Source organism: Pseudomonas sp. v388 (genome assembly GCF_003935425.1).
Lineage (GTDB): Bacteria > Pseudomonadota > Gammaproteobacteria > Pseudomonadales > Pseudomonadaceae > Aquipseudomonas.
The window spans coordinates 583354-600512 of record NZ_RHQN01000002.1 but is presented as its reverse complement, the minus strand read 5'-3'; the positions used below and the strand labels follow the sequence as shown (position 1 = coordinate 600512).

The window sequence follows — 17159 nt, the reverse complement described above, 5'->3', positions numbered from 1 at the left end:
ATCTATTTGAATTCCAATGCCAAAATGGCGCACCAGCTCTCGCCGCGCGAGCCTTGTGGACTCAGTGTTATCGAGCGACCTTGCCCGTGCGGCCTAATGGTAATGGTCAGGTCAGGCTTTGGCAAAAAGCCTGCACCGCGTTGGGGCCACTCGATCAGACAAAGTGCATTGTCGTCGAAATAATCCCGCACGCCCATGAACTCCAGCTCCTCGGGGTCCACCAGCCGATAGAGATCGAAGTGGAAGACACGCACCGCTCCGATTTCGTAGGGTTCGACCAGCGTGAAGGTCGGACTTTTCACCGCTCCTTCATGGCCGAAGCCGCGGATGATGCCTCTGGACAGGGTCGTCTTGCCCGCGCCCAGGTCGCCTTCGAGAAAGATGACACCTGCTCCTTCGGTCACCTTGGACAGGCGCGAACCGAAGTCGGTCATGGCCTCTTCGCCCAGCACATTGAGCGTTATTTCAGACACGGTTGTTGCTCCTCCAGTAACTGACGAATGGCCGGGATGACGTCGCTGGCGGCCAACCCACGTCCTTGCCCGGCGACTTGCTGACCTGCGCCGGCGTGCAGCCACACCGCGAGGCACGCGGCATCGAAGGCCGCCAGATGTTGAGCCATGAGCGCGCCGACCAACCCGGCCAGTACATCGCCCAGCCCTGCGGTGGCCATGGCGGGATGACCGCGACCGGCAACCGCCAGGCGACCGTCCGGGTCCGCGATCAGGCTGCCCGTTCCCTTGAGTACGCAGACCGCGTTGTACTTGCGCGCCAGGGCGTGAGCGGCGGCAGGACGGTTCGCCTGTACTTGCCGGGTATCGATGCCCAGCAGGCGCGCGGCCTCGCCGGGATGCGGAGTGATGACGCTACCGCGCGGCAGTTTCACCTGACCGGTGGCTAACTGGTTGAGCGCATCGGCATCCCAGACTTGCGGGCGATCAGCATTGGCCGCCGCCGACAGCAGGCTGCGCCCCCAACTTTCCTGGCCAAGACCCGGGCCGACCACCAGCACGCTGGCGGCCTTGATCAGCGGCATCAGCTGATTGGCCGAACGGATGCCCGCACTCATGATTTCCGGCATGCGCACCAGTGCCGCCGGAACGTGTTCGGCGCGAGTCGCCAGCGTGACCATGCCCGCGCCGCTGCGCAGCGCGCTTTCGGCGCTGAGCATCGACGCGCCGCCGAAGCCGTGATCCCCGCCGATCACCAGCACTCGGCCGTACATGCCTTTGTGCGCGGTCGGCGGGCGAGGTTTCAGCGTCGGCAGATTGAAGGTGTCGAGGCGCACCGCGCTGGCGGGTGCCTGGGCAACGATCTCGCGGTCAGCCTGCAGATCGTCGAACACCAGCTCGCCGATCAGGTCTGCGGCATCGCCGGTCATCAACCCCAGTTTGAGGCCGATGAAGGTGATGGTCAGGTCGGCGCGCACGGCTTCGCCCAGGATCCGCCCGGTGTCCGCGCACAGGCCCGAGGGAATATCCACCGCTGCGACCGCCAGACCGCTGGCATTGATCGCCTTGATGGCGGCCAGATAGGGTTCACGCACTTCGCCGTTCAAGCCTGTGCCGAGCAAGGCATCGAGCACCACTCCGGTCAACGGCTGATTGGACCAGGTCTGGATCTCGACGCCTGCTGCCAGCGCATCAGCGTGCGCAGCGGCCGCATCGCCCTGCAAGGCGCCGGGCTCACCGACGGCCAGCACCTGGACTTGCCAGCCGGCCTTGTGCGCCAATGCCGCCACCAGATACCCGTCACCGGCGTTGTTGCCGCGCCCGGCCAGCACCGTCAACGCAGCGGTTTGCGGCCAGCGGCGACGGACTGCGCGCCAGGTGGCGTGGGCGGCACGCTGCATCAGCGTCAGGCCCGGCGTGCCTGCGGCAATCAGCCGGGCGTCGAGGTCGCGCACTTGTGCGGCGCTATACAGCGCGTCGGGTAAATCAGGTTTGCGGTCGAACATGCGTTCATGGGCTCCGATGTCTGGCAGAATTATACGCACCTTGGCTCCGGTTTCTCTCTGCGCATGTCCGCTATTACTGCTGAACTCCCCACTTCCGACGACCTCGCCACCCTTGCGCAATCCATCAAGGTGTGGGGCCGTGAGCTGGGCTTTCAGCAGGTTGGCATTGCCGGGCTGGAGCTGGCAGAGCATGAGCAGCATCTGCAACGCTGGCTCGATGCCGGTTATCACGGCGAAATGGACTATATGGCAGCCCATGGCAGCAAACGTTCCCATCCGGACGAGCTGGTGCCGGGTACGTTGCGCGTGGTGTCGCTGCGCATGGACTACTTGCCGGGCGACACTGAAATGAACCAGCGCCTGGCCGAGCCGGAAAAAGCCTACGTCTCGCGTTATGCGTTGGGCCGCGATTACCACAAGCTGGTGCGCAAGCGCTTGCAGCAACTGGCCGAACGTATCCAGCAGGCCATCGGCCCGTTCGGCTACCGGGCGTTCGTCGACAGCGCGCCGGTTCTCGAAAAGGCGATTGCCGAGCAGGCCGGACTGGGCTGGATCGGCAAGAACACGCTGGTGCTCAATCGCAAGGCGGGCAGCTTTTTCTTTCTGGGCGAGCTGTTCGTGGACATTGCGCTGCCGGTGGACGCGCCCCACGCCACGGAGCATTGCGGACGCTGTTCGGCCTGCCTGGATATCTGCCCGACCAACGCTTTCGTCGGGCCTTATGTGCTGGATGCGCGACGCTGCATTTCCTACCTGACCATTGAACTCAAGACCGCCATTCCCGAAGAGCTGCGCCCGCTGATCGGCAATCGGGTGTTCGGCTGCGACGACTGCCAGATCGTCTGCCCATGGAACCGCTTCGCCCGACCCACCGAGCAAAGCGACTTCCAGCCGCGCCACAACCTGGACAATGCCGGGCTGGCCGAGTTGTTCATGTGGGATGAGGACAAATTCCTCAGCAGCACCGAAGGCTCACCGTTGCGCCGCGCCGGCTACGAGCGCTGGCTGCGTAATCTGGCAGTCGGGCTGGGCAACGCGCCATCGACCATTCCGGTGCTCGAAGCACTGCAAGCCAGGCGTGATTACCCGTCCGAGCTGGTGCGCGAACACGTGGAATGGGCGTTGAAACAGCACGGCCGCGGACCTGCCGCTGACGTCTGATCGGACCCTTGGGAGGGAGCGGGCGGCGATCCGTCTTGCTGGCGAAGGCGGCTTTTCAGGCGAGATACATGCTGCGATTGTAAATGCCGCTTCGCCAGCAAGCTGGCTCCTACAGGTGGAGTCTATTACCAAGACTAATGCTCATCCTTATAGACGAACTTCGGCATTTCCCATTTGAAGCGGATCGCCAGCAGGCGCAGCAGCAGGCCGCCGAACAGGGTGATGAGGATGGCCTGTTCCGAGGGCAGGTCCAGCTCGCGGCACAGCAGGAAGCACCATGCAGCCAGGAACGACACGCTGGCGTACAGTTCGCGGCGGAAGATCAGGGGAATGTCGTTGCAGAAGATGTCGCGCAGGATGCCGCCGAATACGCCGGTAATTACCCCGCACACCGAAGCGATCAGCAGACCGTGCCCTGCTTCCAGCGCCGTCATGCAGCCGATCAGTGTGAACGCCACCAGCCCCAGTGCATCGAGCACCAGAAACAGCGAGCGCAGATGCCGCATCAGCGGCGCAATGAAGATGGTCACCAGCGCCGCAACGCTGGTCAGCACCAGATATTCCGGGTGTTTGACCCAAGTCAGCGGATAATGCCCGAGTAATACGTCGCGCACGGAACCGCCGCCAAGTGCCGTCACGCAGGCGATGAGCACCACGCCGAACCAGTCCATTCCGCGTCGCCCAGCCGACAGCGCGCCGGTCATGGCTTCAGCGGTAATGGCGATCAGATAAAGCATCAACAACATGGCGGCATCCCTGCGACGAAGGCACGGAGTCTACCCAGCGGCTCGGCGCACCGAAAGAGTGCAACGAAGTTTATTCGCTGCACCCGGCAGGCGGTCTCACTTGATGAAGTGCTCGCGATAGTAACGCAGCTCGGCGATCGACTCGCGGATGTCGTCCAGCGCCAGGTGGGTGCTGCCCTTCTTGAACTTCAGCTCAGGCGACCAGCGTGCAGCCAGTTCCTTGAGCGTCGAGACGTCCAGATTGCGGTAGTGGAAATAGTTTTCCAGGGTCGGCATGTGCCGATACAGGAAGCGGCGGTCCTGGCAGATGCTGTTGCCGCAGATCGGCGAACTGCGCTCCGGCACCCATTGCTGGATGAACGCCAGGGTCTGCGCCTCGGCTTCAGCCATGCTGATGGTGCTCTCACGCACGCGCTGGGTCAGCCCCGAACCGCCGTGCTGACGCGTGTTCCATTCGTCCATTCCGGCGAGGATCTCGTCGCTCTGGTGCACCGCGATCACCGGGCCTTCGGCCAGGGTGTTGAGTTCGCTGTCGGTGATGATCGTGGCCATCTCGATGATGACATCGGTGTCCGGGTCCAGCCCGGTCATTTCCAGATCGATCCAGATCAGGTTTTGCTTGTTCTGCATGTGACGACTCCTCAGCGTAGGCGCGCAGTTTAGCTCACCTCGCCGTGCTAGACTCCTGCCCGATTCAACGTACTGCTCAATTCACCGGTTTCATCTAGTCGGAACACCCATGGCCAAACGCCAACTCAATCGTCGTCAGAACTGGCGCATCGAAAAGATTCAGGGCGAACGCGCCGCACGCGCCGCCAAACGTGAGTCGGTCGCTCTGGAAACGCTGGAAGGCGGCGACCTCGGCCCGGAGCAGACTGGCCTGGTGATTGCTCACTTCGGCGTCCAGGTCGAGGTCGAAGCCCAGGAAGGCGAACTCGCCGGCCAGGTGTTCCGCTGCCATTTGCGCGCCAACCTGCCGGCGCTGGTCACTGGCGACCGTGTTGTCTGGCGTGCGGGCAATCAGGGTATCGGCGTGATCGTCGCGCAACTGCCCCGCGCCACCGAGCTGTGCCGCCCGGACACCCGAGGCCAGCTCAAGCCGGTGGCGGCCAACGTCGACATGATCGTGATCGTCTTCGCACCGATGCCCGAACCGCACGCCAACCTGATCGACCGTTATCTGGTCGCGGCCGAGCACGCCGGGATTCATCCGTTGCTGCTGCTCAACAAGGCCGACCTGATCGACGAGCAGAATGCGCCGGCGCTCAACGCCTTGCTGGCGGTGTACCGCACGCTGGGTTATCCGGTGATGGAAGTCTCGGCGCATCAGGGCGACGGCATGCAGCAACTGCAAGCCAGGCTCGACGGGCATATCAGTGTGTTCGTGGGTCAGTCGGGGGTGGGCAAGTCGTCGCTGGTCAACAGCCTGTTGCCGGAAGTCGGTACTCGCGTCGGCCCGCTGTCGGAACTGTCCGGTCAGGGCACACACACCACGACCACCGCGCGCCTGTTTCACTTCCCGCGTGGCGGCGATCTGATCGACTCACCGGGTATTCGTGAATTCGGCCTGGGCCACGTCAGCCGTGCCGATGTGGAAGCGGGCTTCATCGAGTTCAACGACCTGATCGGCACCTGCCGTTTCCGAGACTGCAAGCACGACCGCGAACCGGGCTGCGCCCTGCTCAAGGCACTGGAAGACGGCCGCGTGCAACAGCAGCGCATGAACAGCTACCGCTCGATCATCGCCAGCCTGCCGGAAGACAGTTATTGAGTTGAAGGTTGCGCATACAAAAACGCCGCGATGATCGCGGCGTTCTCGTTTCTGCTGCAGGCCTAATTCTGCGCCGGTGCGACCTTCAGCGTGCCCTGGTCGAAGAGATTCAGCTTCTGCCGAATCTCGTGCGGCTGGGCGTAGGCCTGTGGGTCGACCGGCGCGGGGGCGGTTGAGGCTCCCGGTGCCGGTGCCGGTGCCGGTGCTGCCGGCGGCGGAGTCGGCGCGGTGTTCTGATCGCCTTCGATGCGCTGCAAGGCCTTTTTGGTCAACACCACGATGTCGATACGGCGATTCACCGGATTGAACGGGTTTTCCCGGTCATACAGCGCCGAGGACGCATAGCCCACAACCCTGGCGACCTGTGGGTCCGGATAGCCACCGGCAATCAATGCGCGGCGCGCAGCGTTGGCGCGGCTCGACGACAGTTCCCAGTTACCGAAACCGCCATTGCCTACGAACGGCGTGGCATCGGTGTGACCGCTGACGCTGATCTTGTTTGGCACACTCTTGATGGTGTCGGCCATGGCCAGCAGGATGTCCTCGAAGTACGGCTTGAGGCGTGCACTGCCGACGTCGAACATCGGGCGGTTGTCGGCATCCATGATCTGGATGCGCAAGCCGTCCTGAGTGATCTCGAACAGTATCTGGTCCTTGAACTTCTGAAGTTGCGGGTTTTCCTCGACCTTGTTCTGCAGTTCCTGCAGCAACATTTCGAGGCGTTCCTGCTCGACCTGCTCGGCCTTGGATTCGGACGTCTCGGACTCGATCGGTACGGTATCCGGCGAAGGCGTGGTCTTGACCTCAGGGTTGAGCGTCTGGTTCGGCGACATCTCCGGCGAACCACCGAGGTCGATTACGTAGGGCGAGCCGCTGTCGGAGAAGCCGACCGGGTCCTTGAAGTAACCGGCCACCGCGATCAATTGTTCAGGCGTGGCGGCAGACATCAGCCACAACACCAGGAAGAACGCCATCATCGCCGTCGCGAAGTCGGCGAAGGCGATTTTCCAGGCGCCGCCGTGATGTCCACCACCGAAGCGCTTGACGCGCTTGATGATTATGGGCTGATTATTTTCCATGACTTAGCGTCCGCGAACCGCTTGTTCCAGCTCGCTGAAGCTGGGGCGATGCAAGGGATACAACACTTTACGACCGAACTCGACGGCCAGTGAAGGCGGCATGCCGGAAGCCGATGCCACCAGCGACGCCTTGATGCATTCGTAGACGTTCATTTCTTCCTTGGCATCGTGGGCCAGGGAAGTCGCCAGAGGGCCGAAGAAACCGTAGGCCGCGAGAATACCGAAGAAGGTACCTACCAGGGCCGCACCGACGTGCGCACCGATGGCCGCCTTGTCACCCGAACCCAGGGAAGCCATGGTCACCACGATACCCAGTACCGCCGCAACGATACCGAAACCGGGCATGCCGTCGGCGATACCGGTGATGGCGTGGGACGGGTGTTCGAGTTCTTCCTTCATGCTCAGCAATTCCATGTCGAACAGGCCTTCAAGCTCGTGGGGAGCCATGTTGCCGGAGGACATGATGCGCAGGTAATCGCAGATGTACGCAGTCATGCGTTCATCCTTGAGCACGCCAGGGTATTTGGCGAAGATGGGGCTGGAAGCCGGTTCTTCGATATCTCCTTCAATCGCCATCATGCCTTCGCGGCGGCTCTTGTTGAGGATCTCGTAAACCAGGCCCAGCACTTCCAGATAATAGGCGTGGGTGAAGCGCGTCCCGAACATCTTCAGCGACTTCTTGAACACATGCATGGTCATGTGGCCAGGGTTGGCCTGAAGGAACGCACCCAGGGCCGCACCACCAATGATCAAGACTTCATAGGGCTGCCACAGCGCCATGACTTTGCCGTGGGAGAGGACGTAGCCGGCGAGCACGCTCGCGAATACGACGATGATGCCGATAATCTTAGCCATAGGAAAAAATACTTTGCTGAGTCGGGTTCAGGGACATGTGCGGAAGTTCTTGAAACTCTTAGCCCCCTTATCGGCCCAATCGGGCGAGACTATAGTCAGTTAATGCGAAAAACCGGATTCCCCCTCGAACGAGGGGTTGGAAACGGGCGTACAGCCCCGGATACTCGCGGTCTACGTTGCGCGAAAAAAACCAGCCCAAAGGCCCTCGAATGCCGACAGCACATCCAGCACATCACCCCGTCCCGACAACGCTCGACGCCTGGGTCCGGCAGCTCGATGGCATTGCCTTGCCGGTACCGGTGGCAAGCCACAATCGTGTCCGCGCCGCGCTGACCGACAGTCGCCGCTCGCTGCGCGAGATTGCCGACATGATGCAGGACAGCCCGGCGCTGGTGCTCAGCGTGCTGCGTGAGGCCAACCATCACTCCCATGGCATTACCGAGCCGGCCGAAAGCCTGGAAATCGCGATCAATCGCCTGGGCCTGGCGCGCACCGAAGTCTTGCTCGGCCGACTGCCGGCCAAGGCGCCTGAAGACATTCCGGCGGCCTTTCGGCAACTGGTGTTGATCAGCCAGCACGCCACGCAGCAGGCCAATGGTTTGTTCGCCGCCCGACTGGCCCGGCTGTGGCAGGACATCCATCTGGGCAGCCTGCTGTTTCTTTCACCCCTCTGGCCGATGGCCCTGGCTCACCCCAAGTTGCTCGAAGAGCTGGAGTTGCGGGTGATTCATAAGGGGGAATCCAGTCAAACGGTTGAAAAGCAGCTGTTCGGGGTCAACTTGCTGGAGCTGTGCCTGAAACTGGCCGAGCATTGGCGGCTGCCGATCTGGGTCACTCGCGGCTACAAACTGTTGCTGGGCGAACGTCGTGATCTGGTCAAGGCGCTGCGCATTTCCCGCGAAGCCAGCCCCTTGCACCAGCAGCAACTGATGGACGCCGATCCGCATCTGCGGCGCTGGCTGAACCAGCCGGCCAATACCGTATTGCTGGGCAACGGCCTGGCACTGGCGGCCCAGCAGGCGTGGAACAGCCCGCACTGCCTGCGCTGGGAGCGACTGACCAGCCTCTATCTGCAACAATCCCTGGACGAAGTGCAGCAGCAGGCCCACCAGAACGCGGCGAGCAGTGGACGCGCCCACGCCGAGCCGGACCTCTGGCACCCGGCCGAGGCTTTGCTCTGGCCCTGGGATGCACGCCGCGTGCGCCGAGACAGCGAACCGACTCCGCCACCGAGCGCCGACGAGCTGGCCCACTGGCGCAAGCTGTGCGCCGAGTTGCTCAGCGAACCCACGCCTTTCATCAACGCCATACACCTGACCACCACCGCCCGCGACGCCCTGGTCGCCTGCGGTATGCAGCGAGTCATGCTGTTGATGACGGACAAAACCGCAACCCTGATGCGTGTTCACCAGCTTGCCGGTTTGCCCAGCGAAGCCGCCGGGTTGCAGCTGTTCATCAAGGAGAGCACGGTGTTGCAACGCCTGCTGGCGCAGCCGACCCAGTTGCGCCTGACGCCCGCCAATCACGCGCAGTTTTCCGCGTTGTTGCCGGCGCCGCTGAAGGATCTGTTCAGCGGGCACCACTCCCTGATCCGCTCGCTAAGCAGCAACGGCAAGGTGCTGATGTTGGTGGTGGGCGACCAGGGCGGTGGCGCATTATCAGAAATTTCCGTGCAGGCATTCGGAAAAACCGCGCAATGTATTGAGCGGGCACTGGGCATCTTTAGTCATCGCAAAGCGTGAGGCGTCGCGTACAATTCGCATCTTTGTCTGAATCGGAGGCTGCACATGTCCGCTTTCAACGGCTTACCGCTGGTCATCGAGCCTGGCGACCTGCTCGATCGCCTTGAGGCCCCAGATCTGATTCTCGTCGACCTGACCAGTCAGGCCCGCTACGAAGCCGGACACATTCCCGGCGCGCGCTTCGTCGATCCGAAACGCACCCAACTGGGCCTGCCCCCCGCTCCCGGCCTGCTGCCGACCCAGTCCAGTCTTGAGCAGCTGTTCGGTGAGCTGGGGCACAATCCGGATGCCGTTTATGTCGTGTACGACGACGAAGGCGGCGGATGGGCCGGGCGTTTCATCTGGCTGCTGGATGTCATTGGCCACACCCGCTACCACTATCTCGACGGTGGCCTGCTGGCGTGGCAAGGGCATGCACTCCCGCTTTCCAGCGAAGTACCCGCCGCTGCGGGCGGTCCCGTGCCACTGACGCTGCACGACGAACCAACCGCCACGCGCGAGTACCTGCAAAGTCGACTCGGCGCAGCAGACCTCGCCATCTGGGACGCACGCGGCCCGACCGAGTATTCCGGTGAAAAGGTGCTGGCGGCCAAGGGCGGGCATGTTCCAGGCGCAATCAATTTCGAGTGGACTGCGGGCATGGATACGGCGCACTACCTGCGCATCCGCCGGGACATACCGCAGATTCTCGAACACCTGGGTATCACGCCGGACAAGGAAATCATCACCCACTGTCAGACGCACCATCGCTCGGGCTTTACCTATCTGGTGGCCAAGGCGCTGGGCTATCCACGCGTGAAGGCCTACGCCGGTTCATGGGGCGAATGGGGCAATCACCCGGATACACCCGTTGAACACTAAAAGGCCGGTTCGCGCCCAGCGCCCGAACGGTCCTGGTACTCCTCTCATGTTTTGGGAATTTCAATGAAAGATCGTTTGTTCATCCTCAGTCAGTATCTGTTGCCTCATCACCTGCTGTCGCGTCTGGCCGGCTGCGTTGCCGAGTGCCGGGCGACCTGGTTCAAGAATGCGTTCACCGCCTGGTTCGTGCGTCGTTATCAGGTGGACATGTCCCAGGCCCAGGTCGAAGACCTGACCGCCTACGAGAACTTCAACGCGTTCTTCACCCGCGCCCTCAAGCCTGACGCTCGCCCTCTGTCCACCGAGCCCGGCGCAATCCTGTCGCCGGCCGATGGCGCAATCAGCCAGCTGGGCACCATCGAGCACGGCCGGATCTTCCAGGCCAAGGGCCACAGCTTCAGCGTCCTGGAACTGCTGGGCGGCGACCCGAAACTCTCGGCGCCGTTCATGGGCGGTGAGTTCGCAACCATTTACCTGTCGCCCAAGGATTACCACCGCGTGCATATGCCGCTCAGCGGCACCCTGCGCGAGATGGTCTACGTGCCGGGCCGTATTTTCTCGGTGAACCAGACCACAGCCGAAAACGTTCCGGAGCTGTTCGCCCGTAACGAGCGCGTGGTGTGCCTGTTCGACACCGAGCGCGGTCCGATGGCGATGGTATTGGTCGGTGCCATGATCGTGGCCTCGGTCGAAACGGTCTGGGCCGGTCTGGTCACGCCGCCCAAGCGCGAGTTGAAAACCGTGCGCTACGACGAGGCTGCACGGGCACCGATTCACCTGGAGAAAGGCGCGGAAATGGGCCGCTTCAAGCTGGGTTCCACCGTCGTGCTGCTGTTCGGGCCGGAACAAGTGAAGTGGGTCGAGAGCCTGAAAGCGCAATCCAAAGTGGTGATGGGCCAGTCCCTGGCCGCGCCGGCGGGTTTCGTTGCACCGCCGACCGAAGAAGTCATTGCCCTGTAATGACAGGCACTGGTGCCGTTGACCGACGTACCGCGCAGCAGTGGCCATAAGCCACAACTGCTGCGTGGTTGCTCCGATGCTGGTACAGTCCTCCATCGGCGCTGCAGGACAAATGGCGTTTCATTGACGTACGCTTGTTCGTCCTTCGCGGAACAACGTTATTGATCCGTCAGTTGAAAGCCACCGTCCGGTGCTGGAAGTAGTGGAGTCTGTCTGTCACATGAGTAATTTGAGCCTTCCGCTGTTGCTGCGTGCTCCTACGCCGACGCAGTCGAGCCTGACATTCTGTGAAGCCACACCCCGCGACCTCAAACGCTGGATCTCCACCTTGCCCAAGGCCAATCTGGGGGAGATGGCCCGGCAGCTCTATCAAGGGCTGAGCGAACTCAATCAACTGCTGACACCTTCCGACAACCGCCTGCAAATGCTGGAGCTGTTGCGGCCCGAGGTGTATTTCGTCTGTCAGCACCTGGAACGTCATTTCCTGAACCAGGCCATCGTCCTCGACGAGCGTCCGCGCAAGGTCGCCAACCTGTGCCAGGCACTGCAAAACCATCTGGCCACCGGCTACAAGCAGATCATCCAGCGGATCGCACCGCGCTACACCAAGGAGCGCGGCCCGTTGCTCAGCACCGCCATCCAGCGGGCGATGCATGCACTCAACGGCCCTTTGGTTCGCGCCAACCAGTTGTACTGCCCGGTCCAGGACGGACTGTGGCTGGAACTGCACCAGCTGTATCAGATCGCCCGCCAGTTTCAGCTGCACACCGTTGCGATCAACGAGCCCCTGGCCCACCACACGCGCACGCTGACGGCAGAACAGACCTACGCGATTGCGTTGCTCATGGGTTGCTCGCGCTGCAATCAGATGCGCCAGCTGAATATCGGCAAACTGGCCGACGCGCTGGAAGCCTGGAGCCCGCTGATCAAGCTACAGATGCCGGCACATGGCGACAGCCTGTTTGCACTGGACCCGACGGTCGACAAACCGGCGCTGTACCGGACGCTGTTTAGCGATGAAGAACTGCCGCGGTTGCTGGGTATCGACCCACGCGCCATAGCGGATGCCATCACCCAATACCTGGCTCTGCCCGCGGACCAGCGTTCGCAGTCGAAACTGGTGGTTCCGCCGGGCATCAACACCGACTTGCTGCAACATCTTGCAGCGGCCTGGGGCGATGTCGCCGAGCGCACTTTTCAACGAACTGCCGGCCAAGGCACGCTGACGCTGTGCATCGGCATGAGCGCGCTGCACTACCACGTCTCGGGGCAGAAATCGTTCAGTGAACTGCTGCAACTGCCGGCAGTGGCGCGGGCGGCGGACTTCAGCCTGAAAATGGCCAACGACAATGTCGACGATCCCTGGGCCAACGCTTTCGATACCCAGCGTGGAGGAACCTCCTCCGCCTTGCTGCCCTATGAAGAAATCCAGTACCAGAGCGACGCCGACAACGACGCGCAGAGCAACGCCCAACAGAACTTCCCGACCTACGAGTTGAATATCGTCAACCACAGTCCGGGCGGATATTGCCTGGCGTGGCCCAAGGAAGTCCCGCCACAGTTGCAGGCCGGTGAACTGATCGGTATTCAGGATGATTCTGGGCAAGGCTGGAGCATCGCCATCGTGCGCTGGGTTCGCCAGGTGCGCAGCGGCGGCACGCAGATGGGTGTCGAGTTGATCGCGCCGTTTGCGCAACCCTGTGGCATGCAGCTGATTCGAGAAGAACAGAACAGTCAGTACCTGCGCACGCTGATGCTGCCGGAAGTCCGGGCAATGGACAAACCGCCGACCGTCCTGGCACCGCGGTTGCCTTTCCAGGAAGGCAGCAAGGTGCTGTTGAACATGAGCGGCAAGGAGCGCAAGGCGGCGCTGAGCAACCGGAAAATCAGCAGCTCCAGCTACAACCAGTTCGAATACACGGTGTACGACGCGCCGAAGCCTGCCGAAGGCGAGCAAAAACCGGATCAGGAATTTGATTCGCTATGGGGTTCGCTGTAGCCGCCGCACACCGTCAGGTGCGCGACAGCGCTTGCCGACCGATCAGCCTCTGCCTTCGCGGTCGCGAAAGCCCAGCAGATACAACACTCCGTCCAGGCCCAGCGTCGAGATCGCCTGCTTGGCCGATTCCTTCACCAGCGGCTTGGCGCGGAACGCCACGCCCAGACCGGCGATAGCCAGCATCGGCAGGTCATTGGCACCGTCGCCGACCGCGATAGTCTGCTCCAGACTCAAGCCTTCCTTGCGCGCCAGCTCCTGCAACAGATCCGCCTTGCGCTGAGCGTTGACGATAGGCTCGACCGCCACGCCGGTGACCTTGCCGTCCTCGACTTCAAGCTCGTTGGCAAACACGTAATCGATACCGAGTCTGGCCTGCAGCTGCTTGGCGAAGTAGGTGAAGCCGCCTGACAGGATCGCGGTCTTGTAGCCCAGTCGCTTGAGTTCGGCAAAAAGATTTTCCGCGCCCTCGGTCAAGCGCAGCGAGGCACCGATTTCGTCCAGCACGCTGACGTCCAGGCCTTTGAGCAACGCGAGACGTTCCTTGAAGCTGGCACTGAAATCCAGCTCGCCACGCATGGCCCGCTCGGTGATCTCCGAGACCTGTTCGCCCACGCCGGCGGCCTTGGCCAACTCATCGATGACCTCGGCTTCGATCAGGGTCGAGTCCATGTCGAACACGGCCAGACGGCGATTGCGCCGGAACAGCGAGTCCTGCTGGAAAGCGATATCGACGTTCAAGTCTTGCGCGACACTGAGAAACTCGGCGCGCATGGCCTTCAGATCGGCAGGTTCGCCGCGTACCGAAAACTCGATACAGCCCTTGCCCTTGTCGGCCGGTGTGTCGAGGGGCATGCGCCCGGAAAGGCGGTCGATGCGATCGATATTCAGGCCGTAGCGCGCGGTGATCGAGCTGACACACTGCAACTGCTCGGCAGTCACCTTGCGGGTCAGCAGGGTCACGATATGCCGCGCCTTGCCCTGGCCTTCGACCCAATGCTGATAATCCTGCTCGGAAACCTGCGTGAAGCGCACCTGCTGATCCAGTTCGTGGGCCTTGAACAGGATGTCCTTGAGCACGGACGCGCCTTGAGCCTCTGCCGGAATTTCAACCAGGATGCCGAACGACAAGGCGTCGTGGATCACCGCCTGACCAATATCGAGAATGTTCACGCCACCTTGGGCGAGGACGCCGGTGATGGCCGCAGTGAGACCGGGACGGTCCGCACCGGTGATGTTAATCAGGACGATTTCGCGCAAGGCGCACCCCCGCAGTGGAAAAAAACCGCATTCTAACCACATTCAGTGACCGCCGGGCACAGGCAGCGCTTTGCCGCCAATGGGTCGGTCGTTATACTGCGCGGCAACTTCACCGAAAGAGCCGTGCTCTGTGAACCGGCCCACGCCAGTTAAATCCGATAATTTCTTCCTGCTCATCTTTCGCGCACTGCGTCATCGCCGTGTACCGATCGCGTTGCGCATCGCCAGTCATAACGTGATCCTCGTCGCCTTGGCGCTGGTGATCTACGCCGGAGTCATGGGGCTGCAGTTCAAGCAGGCCATGCACGAACAGGCCGATGCACTCGGGCAGGCACTGACCACCCAGACCGCTACCTCGGCGACAGAGCTGCTGGTGTCCAACGACATCCTCAGCCTCAACGTGCTGCTGGGCAATCTGGTCAAGAACCCGCTGGTGGCTCATGCTGCGATCTACAGCGTCGACAACCGTATTCTGGCGGAGGCCGGGCAACGCCCGAAAAACAGCCTGCTGGGCGAAGCCCAGGGTCTGTATGAAATCAAGATCACCTTCCAGGATGTGATGGCGGGTCATCTGCGCATCAGTCTGGACATGTCGCAATTCCAGCAACCGATGACCATCAGCCTGCAAAGCATGGGCATCCTTGCCGGCATCCTGCTTGCTCTGGCGCTGGCCTTGAGCTTGCGTCTGGGACGGCATATCTCCACGCCTTTGATGCAAATGCGCATCTGGCTGCGGGACATCGACCCCTACACGCCAGCCACGGATCGCCAGGATGAAATCGGCGATCTGGCGCGTCAGCTGCGCACCTCGTTCGCACCACCAGTGCCGGAACCCGAGCCGGAGCCTGAACCGGAATACGTGGAAGACGAAGACGACGCTTACCTGCAGCCGGACGCCAAACCTGCGCCGGTGCTGGCTGCGCGTGAAGCTGCCGCCCACAAGCCTCGCCTGCCTGCTCCGCCGGTTCGACGCCAACTCGTTGCCCAGGAAGATGAAGACGACGAGGATGATCCGTTCGCCGACCTGCGCGACAGCTCCGGCACTGCAGCCGTGGTGCGTCCTGTTGCAGAACCGGCCGTGCCGGGTGAACCGCAACCCAGCGCAATCCTGGCAGTCCAGCTGGGTGCGCAGGATCAGTTGCGTCGTCTGCCCAAGGCTCGCCTGACCGAACTGCTGCAGCGCTATCGCGACTGCATCGATCAGGCAGCTTCGCTGTATGACAGCGAGCTGCATACGCTCAATGACGGCAGCACCCTGATGCTGTTCCACAGCCAGGAAAGCGGTGAAGACTACCTGACCAACGCCATCTGCTGCGGCGAGCTGTTGCGCGCATTGAGCCACGCGTTGCAGATCGAAGTGGCCGACAGCGGCATCACATTGCAATTGCAATTGGGCCTGACGTTGGGTGAAGGGCTATCCGGCCTTAGCCAGATCGACTTGCTGCTCACCGAAACCGCCCAGGACGCGCTGGCCTTGTCGCAACACAGCCGTAACCTGCTGCTGGTGGAGCGCAAGATCAACGACGACGCGCTGATCCGCCAGCGCGCCCGTATCCGCCCTATCGCAAGCCCGGAAGGCGCCTGCTGCGTAGAACGCCTGATGGAGCCTTACCCATCCATGCTCGAACGCCAGTTGGCGCGCATGCACGAGGCGCACAAGGCGTAGGAGCGAGCTTACTCGCGAAGGCTGACTTTCAGCCGCTGCATCTGCTGCGGATGCAGCGGCCTTTTCGCGGACAAGTCCGCTCCCACGGGATACGAGCTAAATCCGTAGGAGCGGACAAGTCCGCGAAGGCATATTTCCACGCGCTACATCTGCGCAACCTTCGTCAGCAAGCTGGCTCCAGGCTCAGAGCAGCCACAAAAAAGCCCGCATCGCTGCGGGCTTTTTGGTTTCTGCGATCTTAGAAGCGGAACACTTCCAGATCGGTACGTATTGGCGAAGCCATGGGAATCCTTGGCTTTTCCGGCTCTTTGCTGCGAGCCACCGGCGCTTTCTTCGGTTCTTCGACCCGCTGCCAGGAAATCGGCTTGACCGCCGCGCTGACCTGCTCGGCCAGACGTTGCAGCAGCATGCCTTGAGCCTTGACCTGATCGGAAGAACTGCCGGCATGAACCTGTTCAAGGTGCACCAGGCGGCTGTCACGAACCTGGCCCTTGCGGTCGAGCAAACGCCACTGGGCGTCGAGCACGGCAGGCTGTTTGGCACCCGAGTCAAGCCGGGTGATCGACAGCACGATCTGGACATCCGGCGTGAAATTGGCCGTCGCCGGCGCCATCACCACACGTTGGCTGTCGAGCTTCCACGCCAACTGGCGAAGCAGCAATTGATCGATATCCGAAGAGAGGTTGCCCGCCCAGCGGCCATCGGGCGAAGCCGTCAGCGTACCGTCAGGCTGACGTTGCAGGAAGGTTTCGCGCTGCAGGTAGTCGGCCACCGACACAGGGCCCAGCAAGACTGCCAGACCATTACTCTGCTTCGGTTGACCCGGCTCACCGCTATCGAGCTGATACAGCGCGGTCGGCTGGTGCACGGCGCACCCGGCCAGCCCCAGAACGCCAGTCATCAACAAGACCAGGGGAAGGCGTAGAAAATTCATCGTCCCATCCAGGTGGCCGCTCCGAGAGAAGCCACAGTGTAGATACTTACAAGACTCATGCAGGCACTGCGCCACGCTTGCGCCCCAAGACCTCATATCATCCGTGAATATTCGTCGTGACTCCAGCGATTATGCGTCGTACTTCATGGCAAAATGAAGTCCACTGGCTTT

The 17159-nt window shown here is 62.0% G+C and carries 15 protein-coding genes; 7 read left to right on the top strand and 8 right to left on the bottom strand.

The features are described 5' to 3' along the window. Window positions 1–2: 2 nt before the first annotated feature. Together tsaE and EGJ27_RS06830 are read right to left on the bottom strand one after the other, a co-directional pair. Complete coding sequence (tsaE, locus tag EGJ27_RS06835) at window positions 3–473, bottom strand: tRNA (adenosine(37)-N6)-threonylcarbamoyltransferase complex ATPase subunit type 1 TsaE (RefSeq protein WP_177522960.1); 471 nt, start codon at window positions 471–473, stop codon at window positions 3–5. Continuing rightward, window positions 461–1957, bottom strand: coding sequence for an NAD(P)H-hydrate dehydratase (locus EGJ27_RS06830; RefSeq protein WP_125830111.1), 1497 nt, complete (start codon window positions 1955–1957; stop codon window positions 461–463). The genes tsaE and EGJ27_RS06830 overlap by 13 nt, the downstream gene beginning before the upstream one ends. Before the next feature lie 63 nt (window positions 1958–2020). On the opposite strand from EGJ27_RS06830, the gene queG reads away from it, so the two are divergent. After that, entirely contained in the window at window positions 2021–3118 is a 1098-nt protein-coding gene (gene queG / locus EGJ27_RS06825; protein ID WP_125829971.1) for a tRNA epoxyqueuosine(34) reductase QueG, read from the top strand. Between the two features lie 134 nt (window positions 3119–3252). Here the strand turns inward: queG and EGJ27_RS06820 are convergent, their stop codons facing one another. Together EGJ27_RS06820 and orn are read right to left on the bottom strand one after the other, a co-directional pair. Next, window positions 3253–3864, bottom strand: coding sequence for a trimeric intracellular cation channel family protein (locus EGJ27_RS06820; RefSeq protein ID WP_125829970.1), 612 nt, complete (start codon window positions 3862–3864; stop codon window positions 3253–3255). A gap of 96 nt (window positions 3865–3960) precedes the next feature. Then, complete coding sequence (gene orn / locus EGJ27_RS06815; RefSeq protein ID WP_125829969.1) at window positions 3961–4494, bottom strand: oligoribonuclease; 534 nt, start codon at window positions 4492–4494, stop codon at window positions 3961–3963. 109 nt (window positions 4495–4603) lie between these two features. Here orn and rsgA point away from each other — a divergent pair, with 109 nt between their 5' ends. Further along, on the top strand, window positions 4604–5635 hold the full coding sequence (rsgA, locus tag EGJ27_RS06810; RefSeq protein ID WP_125829968.1) for a small ribosomal subunit biogenesis GTPase RsgA: 1032 nt from the start codon (window positions 4604–4606) through the stop codon (window positions 5633–5635). Window positions 5636–5697: 62 nt separating this feature from the next. Here the strand turns inward: rsgA and motB are convergent, their stop codons facing one another. Both motB and motA read right to left on the bottom strand, forming a co-directional pair. Further along, window positions 5698–6714, bottom strand: a complete 1017-nt coding sequence (gene motB / locus EGJ27_RS06805) for a flagellar motor protein MotB (protein ID WP_125829967.1) — start codon at window positions 6712–6714, stop codon at window positions 5698–5700. 3 nt (window positions 6715–6717) lie between these two features. After that, entirely contained in the window at window positions 6718–7569 is an 852-nt protein-coding gene (gene motA, locus EGJ27_RS06800) for a flagellar motor stator protein MotA (RefSeq protein ID WP_125829966.1), read from the bottom strand. Window positions 7570–7778: 209 nt separating this feature from the next. Here motA and EGJ27_RS06795 point away from each other — a divergent pair, with 209 nt between their 5' ends. From EGJ27_RS06795 to EGJ27_RS06785, 4 genes are all read left to right on the top strand, one after another. After that, window positions 7779–9311, top strand: a complete 1533-nt coding sequence (locus tag EGJ27_RS06795) for an HDOD domain-containing protein (RefSeq protein WP_125829965.1) — start codon at window positions 7779–7781, stop codon at window positions 9309–9311. Window positions 9312–9356: 45 nt separating this feature from the next. Next, a complete protein-coding gene (rhdA, locus tag EGJ27_RS24880) occupies window positions 9357–10172 on the top strand; it encodes a thiosulfate sulfurtransferase (protein ID WP_177522956.1) in 816 nt (271 codons plus the stop codon). Window positions 10173–10229: 57 nt separating this feature from the next. Beyond that, on the top strand, window positions 10230–11132 hold the full coding sequence (gene asd / locus EGJ27_RS24875; RefSeq protein ID WP_177522973.1) for an archaetidylserine decarboxylase: 903 nt from the start codon (window positions 10230–10232) through the stop codon (window positions 11130–11132). Between the two features lie 220 nt (window positions 11133–11352). Next, window positions 11353–13131, top strand: a complete 1779-nt coding sequence (locus EGJ27_RS06785) for a molecular chaperone (protein WP_125829964.1) — start codon at window positions 11353–11355, stop codon at window positions 13129–13131. 42 nt (window positions 13132–13173) lie between these two features. On the opposite strand, the gene serB is transcribed toward EGJ27_RS06785, so the two are convergent. Then, entirely contained in the window at window positions 13174–14388 is a 1215-nt protein-coding gene (serB, locus tag EGJ27_RS06780; RefSeq protein ID WP_177522954.1) for a phosphoserine phosphatase SerB, read from the bottom strand. A 130-nt stretch (window positions 14389–14518) separates the two neighbouring features. Here serB and EGJ27_RS06775 point away from each other — a divergent pair, with 130 nt between their 5' ends. After that, the gene (locus tag EGJ27_RS06775) at window positions 14519–16054 is read left to right on the top strand and encodes a HAMP domain-containing protein (protein ID WP_125829962.1); all 1536 of its coding nucleotides are present in this window, start codon (window positions 14519–14521) and stop codon (window positions 16052–16054) included. A 238-nt stretch (window positions 16055–16292) separates the two neighbouring features. Here EGJ27_RS06775 and EGJ27_RS06765 read toward each other — a convergent pair whose 3' ends face one another. Further along, the gene (locus tag EGJ27_RS06765) at window positions 16293–16988 is read right to left on the bottom strand and encodes a membrane integrity-associated transporter subunit PqiC (protein WP_125829961.1); all 696 of its coding nucleotides are present in this window, start codon (window positions 16986–16988) and stop codon (window positions 16293–16295) included. Window positions 16989–17159: the final 171 nt, after the last annotated feature.

Excerpts from the sequence above, each read along its gene's own strand:
- EGJ27_RS06830 (WP_125830111.1), bottom strand. The coding sequence starts at position 1,957 with ATGTTCGACCGCAAACCTGATTTACCCGACGCGCTGTATAGCGCCGCA.
- rhdA (WP_177522956.1), top strand. The coding sequence starts at position 9,357 with ATGTCCGCTTTCAACGGCTTACCGCTGGTCATCGAGCCTGGCGACCTG.
- EGJ27_RS06765 (WP_125829961.1), bottom strand. The coding sequence starts at position 16,988 with ATGAATTTTCTACGCCTTCCCCTGGTCTTGTTGATGACTGGCGTTCTG.
- rsgA (WP_125829968.1), top strand. The coding sequence starts at position 4,604 with ATGGCCAAACGCCAACTCAATCGTCGTCAGAACTGGCGCATCGAAAAG.
- queG (WP_125829971.1), top strand. The coding sequence starts at position 2,021 with ATGTCCGCTATTACTGCTGAACTCCCCACTTCCGACGACCTCGCCACC.
- motA (WP_125829966.1), bottom strand. The coding sequence starts at position 7,569 with ATGGCTAAGATTATCGGCATCATCGTCGTATTCGCGAGCGTGCTCGCC.
- motB (WP_125829967.1), bottom strand. The coding sequence starts at position 6,714 with ATGGAAAATAATCAGCCCATAATCATCAAGCGCGTCAAGCGCTTCGGT.
- EGJ27_RS06795 (WP_125829965.1), top strand. The coding sequence starts at position 7,779 with ATGCCGACAGCACATCCAGCACATCACCCCGTCCCGACAACGCTCGAC.
- orn (WP_125829969.1), bottom strand. The coding sequence starts at position 4,494 with ATGCAGAACAAGCAAAACCTGATCTGGATCGATCTGGAAATGACCGGG.
- EGJ27_RS06785 (WP_125829964.1), top strand. The coding sequence starts at position 11,353 with ATGAGTAATTTGAGCCTTCCGCTGTTGCTGCGTGCTCCTACGCCGACG.
- EGJ27_RS06820 (WP_125829970.1), bottom strand. The coding sequence starts at position 3,864 with ATGTTGTTGATGCTTTATCTGATCGCCATTACCGCTGAAGCCATGACC.